This is a genomic window from Lactobacillus sp. ESL0680, assembly GCF_029392855.1.
GTDB lineage: Bacteria > Bacillota > Bacilli > Lactobacillales > Lactobacillaceae > Lactobacillus.
In genome coordinates, this window is sequence record NZ_CP113945.1 from 457383 (window position 1) to 471953 (window position 14571).

At 39.1% G+C, this 14571-nt stretch carries 16 protein-coding genes; 9 read left to right on the forward strand and 7 right to left on the reverse strand.

The features are described from left to right. Positions 1-15: 15 nt before the first annotated feature. On the reverse strand, positions 16-300 hold the full coding sequence (locus OZX58_RS02315; RefSeq protein ID WP_277141305.1) for a hypothetical protein: 285 nt from the start codon (positions 298-300) through the stop codon (positions 16-18). 113 nt (positions 301-413) lie between these two features. Here OZX58_RS02315 and OZX58_RS02320 point away from each other — a divergent pair, with 113 nt between their 5' ends. Beyond that, complete coding sequence (locus OZX58_RS02320; protein ID WP_277141723.1) at positions 414-1331, forward strand: alpha/beta hydrolase; 918 nt, start codon at positions 414-416, stop codon at positions 1329-1331. A 180-nt stretch (positions 1332-1511) separates the two neighbouring features. Here OZX58_RS02320 and rlmD read toward each other — a convergent pair whose 3' ends face one another. Then, a complete protein-coding gene (gene rlmD / locus OZX58_RS02325; RefSeq protein WP_277141306.1) occupies positions 1512-2891 on the reverse strand; it encodes a 23S rRNA (uracil(1939)-C(5))-methyltransferase RlmD in 1380 nt (459 codons plus the stop codon). 130 nt (positions 2892-3021) lie between these two features. Between rlmD and recX the strand changes: the two genes are divergently transcribed. Continuing rightward, on the forward strand, positions 3022-3837 hold the full coding sequence (gene recX, locus OZX58_RS02330) for a recombination regulator RecX (protein WP_277141307.1): 816 nt from the start codon (positions 3022-3024) through the stop codon (positions 3835-3837). Between the two features lie 10 nt (positions 3838-3847). Continuing rightward, positions 3848-4327 carry a hypothetical protein gene (locus OZX58_RS02335; RefSeq protein WP_277131170.1) on the forward strand — a complete coding sequence of 160 codons (480 nt, stop codon included), beginning with the start codon at positions 3848-3850 and terminating at the stop codon, positions 4325-4327. On the opposite strand, the gene OZX58_RS02340 is transcribed toward OZX58_RS02335, so the two are convergent. Beyond that, a complete protein-coding gene (locus OZX58_RS02340) occupies positions 4328-4789 on the reverse strand; it encodes a hypothetical protein (protein ID WP_277141308.1) in 462 nt (153 codons plus the stop codon). 101 nt (positions 4790-4890) lie between these two features. On the opposite strand from OZX58_RS02340, the gene OZX58_RS02345 reads away from it, so the two are divergent. Both OZX58_RS02345 and OZX58_RS02350 read left to right on the forward strand, forming a co-directional pair. Then, the gene (locus tag OZX58_RS02345) at positions 4891-5760 is read left to right on the forward strand and encodes a hemolysin family protein (RefSeq protein ID WP_277141309.1); all 870 of its coding nucleotides are present in this window, start codon (positions 4891-4893) and stop codon (positions 5758-5760) included. Next, positions 5760-7331, forward strand: coding sequence for a peptide chain release factor 3 (locus OZX58_RS02350; protein WP_277141310.1), 1572 nt, complete (start codon positions 5760-5762; stop codon positions 7329-7331). The genes OZX58_RS02345 and OZX58_RS02350 overlap by 1 nt, the downstream gene beginning before the upstream one ends. 66 nt (positions 7332-7397) lie before the next feature. Here OZX58_RS02350 and OZX58_RS02355 read toward each other — a convergent pair whose 3' ends face one another. The 4 genes from OZX58_RS02355 to OZX58_RS02370 all read right to left on the reverse strand — a co-directional run bounded on the left by OZX58_RS02355 (position 7398) and on the right by OZX58_RS02370 (position 11449). Continuing rightward, a complete protein-coding gene (locus OZX58_RS02355) occupies positions 7398-8225 on the reverse strand; it encodes a helix-turn-helix transcriptional regulator (RefSeq protein WP_277141311.1) in 828 nt (275 codons plus the stop codon). 206 nt (positions 8226-8431) lie between these two features. Further along, a complete protein-coding gene (locus OZX58_RS02360) occupies positions 8432-8695 on the reverse strand; it encodes a hypothetical protein (RefSeq protein ID WP_277141312.1) in 264 nt (87 codons plus the stop codon). 156 nt (positions 8696-8851) lie between these two features. After that, entirely contained in the window at positions 8852-9133 is a 282-nt protein-coding gene (locus tag OZX58_RS02365) for a DUF1827 family protein (RefSeq protein ID WP_277131179.1), read from the reverse strand. Positions 9134-9256: 123 nt separating this feature from the next. After that, the gene (locus tag OZX58_RS02370) at positions 9257-11449 is read right to left on the reverse strand and encodes an ATP-dependent Clp protease ATP-binding subunit (protein WP_277141313.1); all 2193 of its coding nucleotides are present in this window, start codon (positions 11447-11449) and stop codon (positions 9257-9259) included. A 153-nt stretch (positions 11450-11602) separates the two neighbouring features. Between OZX58_RS02370 and OZX58_RS02375 the strand changes: the two genes are divergently transcribed. The 4 genes from OZX58_RS02375 (at position 11603) to spxA (ending at position 14505) form a co-directional block, all read left to right on the forward strand. Further along, a complete protein-coding gene (locus OZX58_RS02375) occupies positions 11603-11785 on the forward strand; it encodes a hypothetical protein (RefSeq protein ID WP_277131184.1) in 183 nt (60 codons plus the stop codon). A 113-nt stretch (positions 11786-11898) separates the two neighbouring features. Beyond that, positions 11899-12165, forward strand: a complete 267-nt coding sequence (locus OZX58_RS02380) for a phosphocarrier protein HPr (protein WP_277131186.1) — start codon at positions 11899-11901, stop codon at positions 12163-12165. Then, positions 12165-13898, forward strand: coding sequence for a phosphoenolpyruvate--protein phosphotransferase (gene ptsP, locus OZX58_RS02385; protein ID WP_277131188.1), 1734 nt, complete (start codon positions 12165-12167; stop codon positions 13896-13898). Before OZX58_RS02380 ends, ptsP begins: the two co-directional genes overlap by 1 nt. A 208-nt stretch (positions 13899-14106) precedes the next feature. Continuing rightward, the gene (gene spxA, locus OZX58_RS02390) at positions 14107-14505 is read left to right on the forward strand and encodes a transcriptional regulator SpxA (RefSeq protein WP_277131190.1); all 399 of its coding nucleotides are present in this window, start codon (positions 14107-14109) and stop codon (positions 14503-14505) included. The last annotated feature ends 66 nt before the right edge of the window (positions 14506-14571 follow it).

The window sequence follows — 14571 nt, forward strand, 5'->3', positions numbered from 1 at the left end:
TAACAGTCTGCTTTTTTAAGTTAATCTGACCGAATTAGTTTCCGGTAAAATTTGGATACCATAAATGGGCAATAGTTCGCTATCGTATTGTATCCATAGCGGGATGGCGCGACCGTGCAGGTGTTTGACCAAGTGGGTAATTTTTGCTTTGGTCATTGGAACTTTGCCTGGGTAAAGCAAACAATTGCTACTCGTAATCTTTAATTGCCCGAGCGGCAATACTTGCTCTTTAATTGTTAAATAAAAATTTGTTTGGGCATTTAAGTCGTTAGTTAATTGTAGTAAATCTGTCAGTCTCATATTATTAACCTATACAAAAGCCAAGATGTTATACTAATGATATTGTATTTTTGATAGAAAGTTGGCTATATTCCTTGAAACAATTAAAACATAAAAAGTTATGGCTTTCATTAATTACCGTTGTTGTGTTAATTTGCCTGATATTTACCGGTGCGGGCTTTTATTTCTTTAAGGTTGCCTGTGTTCCCGGACATAAGAGTTTTTTATCTTCCTCAAGCAAGGTCTTAAAGAAGTCTGATCCACTTTACAAGCAAAAGAAATGGTTTAAGCAGGTTGATAAAGAAAAATGGTACATGCAATCTGCTGATGATAAGTATCGTCTGGATGCTAATTATATTCCTAGCAAAAATTCACACAAGACGGCAATTATTCTGCCGGGATATATGAATGTTAAGGAAGATATGGGCAAGTACGACGCGTTGTTTCATGAGTTAGGCTATAACACTCTGACACCAGACCCGCGTGCCCAAGGAAAGAGCCAAGGTAAATATATTGGCTACGGCTGGGTCGAAAAGGCAGATATCAAAAAATGGATTAACCGCGTACTTGCTAAAAACGGTCCTAACCAGCAAATTGTTGTCTTTGGCGTTAGCATGGGTAGGGCCACGACAATGATGGTCAGCGGCTTGCAGCTACCTAAGCAGGTTAAGGCCTTTGTCGAAGACTGCGGTTATACTAGTGTCAAAGATGAAATTGAGCATGAAGCTGGCGTTTTATATAATATGCCAGCCTTTCCGAGGTTCCCATTAGTTGAAATCTTAAGTGGAATTAACCGCGTCAAGGTTGGTTACTTCCTTAAGGACGGGTCAAGTATCAACCAACTGCACAAAAATCACCGGCCAATGCTGTTTATTCATGGCGGCAATGATACTTTTGTGCCAACTAAGATGGTTTATCGTAACTATCGTGCGACTAAAGGTCCTAAGCAGCTCTGGATTGCACCAAAATCGAAGCACGCTCATTCTTATGAGGATCATCCCGCAGCTTACAAAGCTCACGTTAGTCAGTTCTTAGCACAATATATCAAATAATATCTAATATTTGCAAGCGATTACAATAATTGCTATGATAACTAAGTGGATAGCGTATCAGCAAAAATTTAATCTCTAAAATTGTATATTGTCAAAATGCTCTGCTAATAATGTAGTAAATAGTAGAAATATACCTTATCCGCAAATAAAAAACAGTTGCCAATCACGGCAACTGTTTTTTTATTTACGCAAAGTTAATTTGGCAATACATTCACATCGTGGTGTTTGCGGCAGCATATCAACGTTCTCAATTAAGCGAACATCATAGACTTCAGATAGTAAGACGAGGTCTTGGGCCAAAGTTGATGGGTTACAAGAAATGTAAACAAAAGTTTGTGGCTTAATCTTGAGCAGGGTTTTAATTAGGCTCTTGGCTAACCCAGTTCTTGGCGGGTCAACGATTAAGGCGTCAATTGCTACACCAGTCTCTTGTAAATGCGGCAAAACTTTTTCGACACTGCCTTGAAGATAATCGGCGTTCTTAATATGGTTAAGTTCGACATTGTGCTTAGCGTCGTCAACGGCTTCTGGAATGGTTTCAATGCCGATTACCTGTTTAACGTGTTCTGCAGCTAAGATACCTAAGGTACCAACACCGCTGTAGGCGTCAATTAAGGTTGCATCTTGGTCAAGATCTAAAAATTTCAAAGCTTCCGAATATAAATTAGCGGTTTGCTGCGGATTTAATTGGAAGAAGGCCCGCGGTGACAAGGCAAACTTCTTACCTAAGATTTCTTCGGTAATCTTATTTTTACCGGCAAGTTTTTCGGTTTTGTTCCCCCAAACTTGTGGGTTACGCCAGTCAGTTTCATTTTGATAAACGCTGACTACGCCAGGTAATTTCATGATTTCTTGGCTTAGCGGCAACAAGTTCTTGATTTCATGACCAACGGTAATTAAGGTTACCTGAATTTCTTTGGTTGCCTCAGCTTCGCGAACAACGATGGTCTTTAAACCGGGAGTATGCCGGTATGGATTGGCAATAGCCACGTGCATTTTTTCAACTAAAGCCTTGATTTGCCGTTCAACTTTTTGAGTAGCCTCACTTTGGGTTGGCATGTTTGGCAAGTCATAAAGATGATGCGAATTTGGTGCAAACAAGCCTAAGTTAGTTTTACCGTGATCTTGCTCAATTTGGTACTGGGCTTTGTTGCGGTAGTGCCATTCATTTGGTGCTGGGATCGTCGGCTTAACTTTGTACTTGCGGTAGCCGCGGGGATGGAATTTTTCTAAAGCCTCGAGCACGTTGTCACGCTTAAACTCTAATTGTTTAGGGTAGGCTAGATGTGCTAGTTCAAGGCCGCCGATTGCGGGATTAACGCCCTTAGGGAAGGCAACGCGATCAGGACTTTGTTCTTTAACGCGGACAAGCTCGGCTTGAATATAGTGCGGGAAATCTTTGATGATTTTGGCAACGACGACTTCGCCTGGTAAAGCTCCTGGAATAAAAATAATCTTCTTACGGTAGTAGCCGATGCCTTCGCCGTTGATACCAAGACGTTTAATGGTAATAATTACGTCTTTTTCTTTTGGTTGGTTTCGTTTGAAATTTTTGTACATAATGTTCTTTCTACAATAAATAATTAACTATTAATAATTTATTGTACTCCTCAGAAAAAGTTTTTAGCAAGAAACACGAAAATTTGCTAGCATATAAGGTAAGGTTAAGAATTAGAAAGGTGAGGTTAAAATGCCAGTCATTACTAAAGTCAGCAGTCAAAAACGACCGGGACGCTACAATATTTTTTTAGATGGGCAGTATGCTTTTTCAGCTAGTGAGCAGACAGTTGCCGAATTTATGTTATTAAAAGGGCAAGAACTAACGCCCGAAAAATTAGCGACGGTTAAAAAGTTTGATGCCGACAGCAAGGCGACCAATTTAGCTTCAAATTATCTAAGTTATCAAGCACGTACGGTTTATGAGGTCTTACAATATTTAAAAAAGCATGAGATTGATGATGAAGCTGCGCAAAGCGCGGTTACGCAATTGAGTGCGATGGGCTTTTTGGATGATCGCAAGTATACGGCCTTGTCAATTAAGCAAAGTCTGCGCAGCGGGACTGACGGCCCGTTAACCTTAACGCGTAAGTTGACCCAGAAGGGAATTGATCCGGCAATTATTCAAGAAGAACTATCTGCAATAGCCGATGAGGATTGGCTGGACACGGGCTTGCGGGTATTAAAGTCCTTGAAGAGTCAAATCGGCAAGGTATCCGAGCGTGAATTACAGCGCAAGATGAATTCCAAGCTCATGAGTCATGGCTTTTCTAGTGGTATCGCATCATTAGTTATTGCCGAAATTGATTTAGAGCCAGACGATGAAGCACAGGTCGAAGCACTCAAAAAACAGGGCGTCAAAGCATATAAACGTTTTCGCAGGCTGCCAGAAAGTGAACGTGACCGCAAAATTCGCAATTATCTGTTTACTCACGGCTTTGCCAGTAATGAAATTGATGCATTTTTAGCTGGTGAAATTATTCCACTGGCTGAATTAGCTGAATATTAGGAGAAGAATAATGAAACAAGCACAAGAAGAATTAACTTTTGTTGGAAGACCATTTCCTGACGCAATGATGGATCAGGAAAAATCGTTCTCTGGCTGTAACTTAAAAATGGAAAATGATCCTGTTTTTCGCAAGTTTTTGAAGGCTAACCATTTAAGCAATAAGCGCAGCAGCTTAGTCGTGTTTGGCCCAGAAAACTTTATGTATTGGTACGGTGTAATTGTTCCTGAGGGAGTTGAAGTCCCAGCCACCTTAATGAAGTTTGTCCTGCCGCAAACTCAGGTTGCCCGAGTTGAATTGCCTAAGCAAAGTCTAGCCTTTTTCAATCAGCCGCTTAACTTTGTCTTGCCGAAATTAATTCAGGAAGTAACAGAAGAAGGGATTCAGGTTTATGAGAATATGGGCGACAGTACCACGCCGTATATTTTGCAAAGCCTGGATTTAGACACAAAAAAACTGTCCCAAGACTTGTATCTTGAGGACAGTATCTAATTAATGCTGCTTGGGGTCGATGGATAAGTTATCGTATTCGACGTATGCGCCAAGACAGGTTGACAAAAGCATAACCAAAAAGACGATGCCGACAGATTTGCCAACAATCTGGTCAAGCGTGAGGCAATTGCGGACTAAAAACGTTGCCGCAAAGCAGAGAATAAAGTCAAGAACCATGTTGGCAAACAGTAGCAAGTAGCGCCGTCTAATACTGAAAAAACGCAGTAATTGTTTGAAGAAGCCGTCATCAACGGCTACTGCTAATAAGTCAACAGGCCGCTGGATTGTTGCCTTGATGGCAAACATGATAATTGCGCCAACTAGTGCGCCGATAGTTGTTCTGAATAAGTCAGCAGAATGCAGAACTAGCGCATCGTAGCCGATACCGATAATTAAAAGACTGCATAGATAGGGAATTAACAGTAAAAACGTAAAAACAAGTAGAACATGACTTTTTTTCATTAAATTAACCTCGTTTCTTACGTGCTATTCTAACATATCACGAGCGTACATGATATAATGTTATTATTTATATTGATGTTTTAAGAAAGAGAGCAAAAATTATGACTAGCGACCCTGCCAAGGGGAATTTATTTAAGCGATTTAAGAATAAATTTTCCCCTGCAAGTGATGAAGAAACCAAAGAACATTTAGCTAAGGAAGTTACGACACTGCTTGAGCATCAGCAAATCAGTGAGACGGAATCTTCCATGTTAAACAATGTTTTGGATTTTCAAGGGCGGATGGTCCGTGAGGTAATGGTCCCGCGGATTGACGCGTATATGGTGGATTGCTGTGATAGCTTTCAGGATAATCTTGATGACATTTTGCGTGAGCCTTATTCGCGCATTCCTGTGTATCAGCAGGACAAGGATAAAATTATCGGTGTAATCCATATTCGGACGGTGTTGCGCAAGGCAAGAGAGAAGGGCTTTGACAATATTGATTATGATGATGTGATGAACCCGCCGCTGTTTGCACCGGAAACAACGGATCTGAGTGAACTACTAGTTGAAATGCAGCAGACGCAGCAGCAACTAGCTATTTTGACGGACGAATACGGTGGTGTGGTTGGGATTGCCACGATTGAAGATTTGATTGAAGAAATTGTCGGTAATATTGATGATGAGGTCGATCACGCCGAAGTCTTGTTTAACCAGCTTGGCCCCAATAAGTACGTCATTTATGGGAAAATGCCGCTGGTTGATTTTAATGAACAATTCGGCACTGACCTTGAGATGGAGGATGTTGATACTGTTGCCGGCTTTATGATTACCAAGTTAGGGATTATCCCGGCTAAGGGTGAAAAGTTATCGGTTAAACTCGATAATGGCATGGTATTAACAACTAGGAGAATGATGCGGTCACGGCTATTGACGGTATTATTGACAATTCCAAATGAAAAACAAAAGGAAGAAGAGCAAAGTAATTAATGAGTGAAGGACTTTTAGATAAAGTAAAAAGAAGAAGAACATTTGCGATTATTTCGCACCCCGATGCCGGGAAGACGACGATTACGGAACAAATGCTTCTTTTTGGTGGGGTAATCCGCAATGCCGGAACGGTTAAGGCACGTAAGACTGGTCATTATGCCACCAGTGACTGGATGGAAATTGAAAAGCAACGTGGGATTTCCGTTACTAGTTCCGTGATGCAGTTTGAATATCAGGGCAAACGAATTAATATTCTCGATACCCCCGGACACCAAGACTTCTCAGAAGATACATACCGGACATTAATGGCTGTCGATTCAGCCGTAATGGTTATCGACTCTGCAAAAGGTATCGAACCGCAGACTAAAAAGCTGTTCAAGGTTGTTAAGCAGCGCGGGATTCCGATCTTTACCTTTATGAACAAGCTTGACCGTGATGGTCGCCCGCCGTTAGACCTAATTGCGGAGTTAGAAGACTTACTTGGTATTGAAGGGGTCGCAATGAACTGGCCGATTGGTTCAGGACAAACTCTGCAAGGACTATACGATATTGCCAATAATCAGGTTGAATTGTACCGTAAAGATGGCGAAGACCGCTTTTTGTCATTAGATAAGGATGGAAAACTGCCAGCAAGTGAACCATTTAGTCAAAATTCACAATTCCAAGATACTTTGGATGAGATTGACTTGATTAAGGAAGCCGGCAACACCTTTGACCTTGATAAAGTTATTAAGGGTGACCAGACACCGGTTTTCTTTGGTTCAGCTCTAACTAATTTTGGTGTGGAAACCTTCCTAAAGAGTTTTGTGCAATTAGCTCCGGCTCCTGAAAGTCATTTGGTTAATGGGGATGAAGAATTAAGTCCTGATGATTCAGAATTTTCTGGTTTTGTCTTTAAAATCCAAGCTAACATGAATCCCCATCACCGTGACCGGATTGCCTTTGTCAGAGTAGGTAGCGGCGAGTTTAAGAAGGGACTTGATGTTACTTTAGCACGGACAGACAAGCCAATTCGGCTGAATAACGCTACGGAATTTATGTCTAGTGAACGTGTTCAAGTTACTGATGCCGTTGCTGGTGATATCGTTGGGTTATACGATACCGGTAATTTTCAAATTGGCGACAGTATCTATGCGGGTAAGCGCAAGGTTGTCTATCCTTCATTGCCGGAATTTACGCCGGAATTGTTTGTGCGGGTAACTGCCAAAAACGTGATGAAGCAGAAGTCGTTCCATAAGGGGATGACGCAATTGGTTCAAGAAGGCGCCATTCAGCTTTACCGCAATTACCAGACCGATGAATATATCTTAGGTGCTGTTGGTCAGCTGCAATTTGAAGTATTTAAGTTCAGAATGAAGAATGAGTACAATTCAGATGTTGAAATGACCAGTATTGGTCATCGGGTAGCTCGCTGGATTGATCCAGACCAGCTTGATCCGGCAATGTCGAACAGCCGTAATCTACTGGTTAAGGATCGCTACGATCAGCCGCTCTTCTTATTTGAAAATCAATTTGCGGAACGCTTCTTTGAGGACAAGTATCCGGATGTTAAATTAACTGAAAAACTTTAAAACAAAATGGTTGGCAATTAATGTCAACCGTTTTTCTTATGCTCTAATTTCTTCTGTTTATGGCGGTTAATTTAAGAAAAGTAGCACTTCTTTCTTTAAACTAGTGCTTAAGTCGGTAGCGCCCAGTTCATGAAGTATGTTTATATAATGTAATGCTAGGTCCTTATCGTTATTGCAAATAGCTATTCTAGTTTGGGCAATTAATAATTTGTCGTATTGTCTGTTTTTTTGACAAATTTGGCAGGTACTTTTTAAAGCTTGAATTGCTTGTGTTATGTTGCCTGAGCGCATTAAGAGAATACCCCGATTTAAAAGAAAACTAGCTTTAAGTGATTTTAAAAAAGGATATTTGGTATTAATTACAGTAATAGCCTGCTTTGAAATTTGATTCATGGTTTCTGTATCGAATATAAAGAATATCATATTGAGGATGTGTAAATCTAAAATAGTCCAGGTATCGTATTTAGAAAATTGGTCATTCCAAAGAGGGATAAGCATTTTTTTGGCTAGAGTAAGCCCTAGCTGGTCTTTATCATTTTTGAAGGCAGTTAATATGATTTTTATATGTGTAATGTCAGGATCATCAGCTAAATAAGAACATTTTTTAAGTAGCTCATTAATGGTGGCAGTTTCAGTATTGTAAGTAATATTTAGAAAAGAATAAATGATATCTTCTTTTGGAGTAAAAGAATAGTTGTTTCTAATATATTCAAATTCCGTTTGAGAAACACCTAATTTTTCTAAAATTACTTTAGCATTTTCATATAATAAATCCTGATTGGAATGTTCAATTTTAGAGATAGCACTTCTAGTATATAGAGTTTTAGCTAGATCCGTTTGCGTGATTTTACGTGCTATGCGAAGATCTTTAATGTTTTCTCCTACCGACTTCATAGTTCACCTCTAGTGTTCTAATTAAGAAACTTTTGTCTAACTATTTTCAATAGATAGTAGAATTAAAAATAATTGAATGCTATTAACTGCTTTTGGACAAAGGAGAAAAATTATGGATGATATGCCTCTTTTAGCTGGTAGAAGATTATAAATTATTGTAGGTTAATCAAGATAACTAAAAGGAATTAGTATTAATACTAATTCCTTTATTTTTTATGTTTTTCTTGTTTACGGCGGTTAATTCTATCTTTAATGTCTAATATGGCGCAGATTGAAAAATAAATACCTAAAACAACAAAAGTAACGGAAATCGCTTTGGCAAAAACGCCGAAGTTAGTCATGACTGTCCAGATTAAGAAGCAGACATAACATGACGAAATAACACCAACAATTCTGCTGATCTTGCGTTCAAGGTTAATCAAGTGGAAAAATCTACCTTCACTTAAATTTTTGATTTCTTTCTTTTTCATTTGTCGTTACCTATAGTTAAATTTATTTATTTAAAAATTAAAACAATATTAGCATTATTTATTGTAATTGTTAATTGAATTTTGCGATAAGTTAGAATAAATAAAAACAGCACTTTAAGAATCATCTTAAAGTGCTGTTTACTAGCAATAACTATCTTATTTATCAACGTGAATTTCGACCACGCGTTGATCTTTATCAAAGGTTAGCAAATATGAAGGATCGTTCTCTTTAATCAAGCGTTTGATAATGAACTCGACCTCATCCTTACGGACGCGGCGGTCATGGTTCTCGATCGCAATCCCGATTGCCTTATCACTCTCAGTATAAATAACAGAAGTATTACCTAAAGAATAAACTTTGACATAGTTCACATCAGTTGAGTTAAGCTGACTGTGAACTAAATCCCGATAGCTATTGGTTACATCTATTAAATGCATGGATTTCACCCGTTTCTTGTAGTAGTTTTATTAACTCTAGTATAACGCTAAATTATCATTTTTTCCCAACATAAAAGCATGATTATCGTAATTTACAGTAATCATGCTTTCTTCATATTTTAATTAAAGTTCAGTGTCTGCATCAGTTGTTTCAATAGTGGCAGGTTGCTCATTAATTACAATCTGGTCGCCAGCAACACTGGCAGTTAAATTCTTGGCATCTGGATGGTCAAGCTTGAAGTCAGCTACCCGATCTTCAATTTCTTCTTGGATAATTCTGCGTAAAGGCCGCGCACCCATTGCTGGATTGTAACCTTCCTCGATTAACTTCTTCTTGGCATCATCAGTTACCGTAATTTGCAAGCCTTGGTTCTTAACCATGTTGTTGGTTTCATCAAGCATCAAGTTAACAATCTTAACTAAGTCTTCCTTTGATAACTCGTTGAATTCAATGACATCATCAAGCCGATTTAAAAATTCAGGCTTGAAGAATTGACTCATTGAGCTTCTTGCAGAATCTTTTTCTTCATCTGTATTTTCAGCCGCAAAGCCAACGCTGGTGTTCTTAATACCTTGACCGGCATTAGAAGTCATGATGATAATCGTATCTTTAAAGGAAACTGTCCGACCTTGTGAGTCAGTCAAGCGACCATCGTCTAATATTTGTAAGAATAAGTTCATTACTGATGGGTCAGCCTTTTCGATTTCATCAAGCAAAATTAGACTGTAAGGGTGACGGCGAACTTGTTCGGTTAATTGACCTGCTTCTTCATAGCCAACATAGCCGGGAGCAGAACCGATTAATTTGGAAACAGAGTAGGATTCCATAAATTCTGACATATCAAAACGAATCATGGCATTTTCTGAACCAAACATTTGCTTAGCTAATTGCTTAGCTAGTTCTGTCTTACCAACCCCAGTTGGACCAACAAAGAGGAAGGAGCCAATTGGACGACCGGACTTGTTAAAGCCAATTCGGTTGCGGCGAATTGCGCGGGCAACCTTATCAACGGCCTGGTCTTGACCAATGACGTGAGCCTTTAAAGTAGGGGCCAAAGTTTGTAATTGATTTTCTTCTTGCTTTTGCAGGTCGCCAACAGGAATACCAGTCTTTTCTTCAACAATCTTGTTCATGATTTTGCTGGTGATAACTGGTGACTTATCGGGATCAATCTTTTGGTCTTTTACCTTGTTGTACTTCTCAATCTGGTCACGGTAATATGCGGCCTTTTCGTAGTCCTCATTTTTTAATGATTCCTGCTTTAATTCTTGAGCAGCAGTGATGCGTTCCTTGAGCTTGTCCTTGTCAACATAAGGAATGGTTAAGTTCATTCTTGAACCAGCCTCGTCAAGCAGGTCAATGGCCTTGTCAGGCAAGAAGCGATCTTGGATATAGCGTTCTGATAATTCGGCTGCCGACTTGATTGCATCATCAGTATAGTGAACGTGGTGGTAATCTTCGTAACGTTTTTGAATTCCTTTTAAGATGCGAATAGTTTCCGCAACTGATGGTTCTTTAACGTCAACAGGTTGGAATCGCCGAGCAAGCGCGGAATCTTTTTCGATTTCACGGTATTCTTTTAAGGTTGTTGCACCGACCAGTTGTAAGTCGCCGCGGGCTAGGGCAGGCTTAATAATATTACCTGCATCCATGCCGCCTTCAGCGTTACCAGCACCGACAATTTCGTGAATTTCATCAATAAATAAGATAATATCGTCGTGCTGTTGCAATTCTTTAATTAATTGCTGCATGCGCTGTTCGAATTGACCACGGATGCCAGTTCCTTGAACAAGTGAAACGACGTTTAGTGAAATAATGCGCTTGTCCTGTAATTTAGCAGGTACTGAACCATCGACAATTTGTTGCGCCAGTCCTTCGACAACCGCTGTTTTACCAACACCGGCTTCACCAATTAATACTGGATTATTTTTAGTTCTTCTATTTAATATCTCAATTACGCGCGCAATTTCCTTATCTCGACCAATAACTGGGTCGATTTTGCCCTTTTTAGCTAGTGCTGTTAAGTCAGTACCATATTGGTCAAGTAGTGAACGGCCACCGCCGGCACCATTATTTGGCCGTTGCGGTTGTTCATGATTAGCATTATTAAATGCAGCATTATTTGCGTTCATACTATTAAATAAGTCATCAAAGTCTCCAAAGAAACCGTTGTTGTCATTATTCATATTAATATTTCCTTGTTGTTTAAGTTGTTGATAACATTGTCCACATAAATTAATTTCGCGACTTTGACCATTGACCTTGGCGTAAAGGTGAATGGAAGCAGGCCGCTTTTGACAGTTTTGACAAAGCAATTATACTTACCGCCTTTCATTTCAAGTTTACTAAATTATATAATTAGCACTCTCAATAATCAAGTGCTAAAACTTATTTTTTGTAAGCTCAATAAATATGTTAAAATAACAGTGGTCATTAAATAAAAAAGATGAAAAAGACGGTGATATTTAGTGGATTATCAAAAAATTCTTGAACAGTTGGCAGAAGGGGAACTTGACCAATATGAAGTTGCTCCCCAGGATGCCTTTGATTTTCAAGCGGCCTTGCGCGCGTTCGGCAAACGGCAAAATATTACCGGCCGCGCTTTACGTGGTGGAAAAATAGTTTATTCACAGTCAAAGTCTGAAAATTAATGATGTAAACTGTTACATTTATGTTGTCTAATTCACAAAAAAATGATAGTCTAATACTCGAGTAGGTATTTACTACCGTTTTGATTTTTCAATTTTAAAAGGAGATAATTATAATGGAAAAATGCGATTTTCATGTTGTTGCAGAAACAGGTATTCATGCTCGTCCAGCTACACTTTTAGTACAAGCTGCTTCGAAGTTTGGTTCAGATATTAATTTGGAGTATAACGGCAAGTCAGTTAACTTGAAGTCAATCATGGGTGTTATGTCACTTGGTGTTGGCAAGGGTGCCGATGTTACAATTACTGCTGACGGTGATGATGAAAAAGACGCTATTGCTGCTATTTCAGAAACAATGAAAAAAGAGGGTTTAGCTGAATAATGACCAAGACTTTAAAAGGAATTGCTGCAAGTGATGGTATCGCTGTAGCACCCGCTTATCTCTTGGTAGAACCAGATCTTTCATTTACGAAGACCACTGTTTCCGATGCTGCTAGTGAATTAGACCGCTTTAAAGATGCGATCGCTGCTTCGACTTCTGAAGTTGAAGCAATTCGTGACAGTGCTAAAGAGAGTTTAGGCGAGGACGAAGCTCAAGTATTTGAAGCCCATTTGATGATTTTAAATGATCCTGAATTTACAGGAGCAATTGAAACTGAAATCAAAGACCAAAAAATTAATAGTGAAGCCGCACTTGATGAAACTGCACAAAAGTTTATTGCAATTTTTGAAGGAATGACCGACAACGCTTATATGCAACAACGTGCTGCTGATGTACGTGATGTTTCTAAGCGGATCATGGCCCACCTTTTAAACAAAGAATTGCCTAATCCAGCTGCAATTGACCATGAAGTTATTGTGGTTGCGCACGACTTGACCCCTAGTGACACTGCCCAATTAAACAAGCAATTTGTTAAGGGCTTTGTGACTGATATTGGTGGTCGGACTGCGCACTCAGCAATTATGGCTCGTTCACTTGAATTGCCAGCTGTTGTTGGTACCGAGTCAATTACTACTGATGTTGAGAATGGTCAACTTTTAGTAGTCGACGGCTTAAATGGCGATGCTGTTATTGAGCCAAGCGACGCTCAAGTAGCTGATTACAAGCAAAAGAGCGAAGCATTCTTGGCACAAAAGGCTGAATGGGAAAAGTTGAAGAACGAACCTTCAGTTACTGCTGATGGTAAGAAATTCACAATCGCAGCTAATATTGGTACACCAAACGACATGCAAGGTGTTAATGACAATGGTGCCGAAGCGATTGGTTTATACCGGACCGAATTCTTGTACATGGATTCTAAGGACTTCCCAACAGAAGACCAACAATTCGAAGCTTATAAAGAAGTTATCGAAGGAATGCATGGCAAGCAAGTAATCATTCGGACAATGGATATCGGTGGCGATAAGCACCTTGATTATTGGGACTTACCAGACGAAATGAACCCATTCTTGGGTATTCGTGCCATCAGACTGTCATTGAAGAATGAAGACATTTTCCGGACACAATTACGGGCATTGCTTAGAGCGTCTGCTTATGGTAAGTTGGGCATTATGTTCCCAATGATTGGTACCTTGAATGAATTACGCAAGGCAAAGGCAATCTTAGCTGAAGAAAAGACTAAGTTAACTAATGATGGTGTCAAAGTTGGCGATAACTTAGAAGTCGGGATGATGATTGAAGTTCCGGCTGCTGCAGTTTTGGCCGACCAATTCGCCAAAGAAGTTGATTTCTTTTCAATTGGAACTAATGACTTGATCCAATATACAATGGCTGCCGACCGTGGCAACGACAATGTTTCTTATCTGTATCAACCCGCTAACCCATCAGTATTGCGGTTAATTAAGCATACAATTGATGCAGCTCATGAAAATGGTATTTGGTGTGGTATGTGTGGTGAAGCCGCTGGTGACAGCACCATGTTCCCAATCTTATTGTCAATGGGTCTTGATGAATACTCAATGAGTGCAACTTCCATTTTGCGGATTAGAAGCTTAATGAAGAAGCTTAACACTGAGGATCTCAAGGAATTGGCAAATAAGGCATGTTATATTTCCGAAACTGCTGAAGAAAATGAACAATTAGTTGCTGACTTGATGAATCAAGTTGACAAGTAATAGAATAAAAAAATAGTGCATTATCATAGGTGATGTACTATTTTTTATTTACCTTTAATCTTTCTTGATAAAAAAGTCATAATTTATTCACTTTTTATTTGTAAGATAAAAATATAGATAATTACAAAATACTACTTACAAAAAAGAAGTAATATGCTATAATAGATTATAGATAGAAGTAGTATTTGTTCAAAGGAGCGTGAAATATATGGTTAATTTATATATATCTCCAAGTTGTACCTCATGTCGTAAAGCTAAGGCTTGGTTAAAGAAACATGACATTGCTTTCAAAGAAAGAAATATTTTTTCTGAACCTCTTACTAAGGACGAGCTTATTCAAATCTTGCGGATGACAGAAAATGGTACCGAAGAAATTATTTCAACGCGTTCAAGAGCTTTTCAACAGTTAAAAGTTAACCTTGATGATTTATCAATCGACCAACTGCTTAATTTGGTTGAGAAGAATCCAAGTTTGTTAAGACGGCCAATCATTATGGATGATCGGCGCCTGCAAGTTGGCTACAATGAAGATGAAATTCGTCGGTTCTTGCCGCGGAAAGTTCGTCGGCTTGAGCTAGAGGAAATGCAAAAGATTGCAGACTTATAATCAGGCTATATTTTTAATAAAAAGCGTTAGTTTTTTAGACTAACGCTTTTATTTTATCTGCAAAGT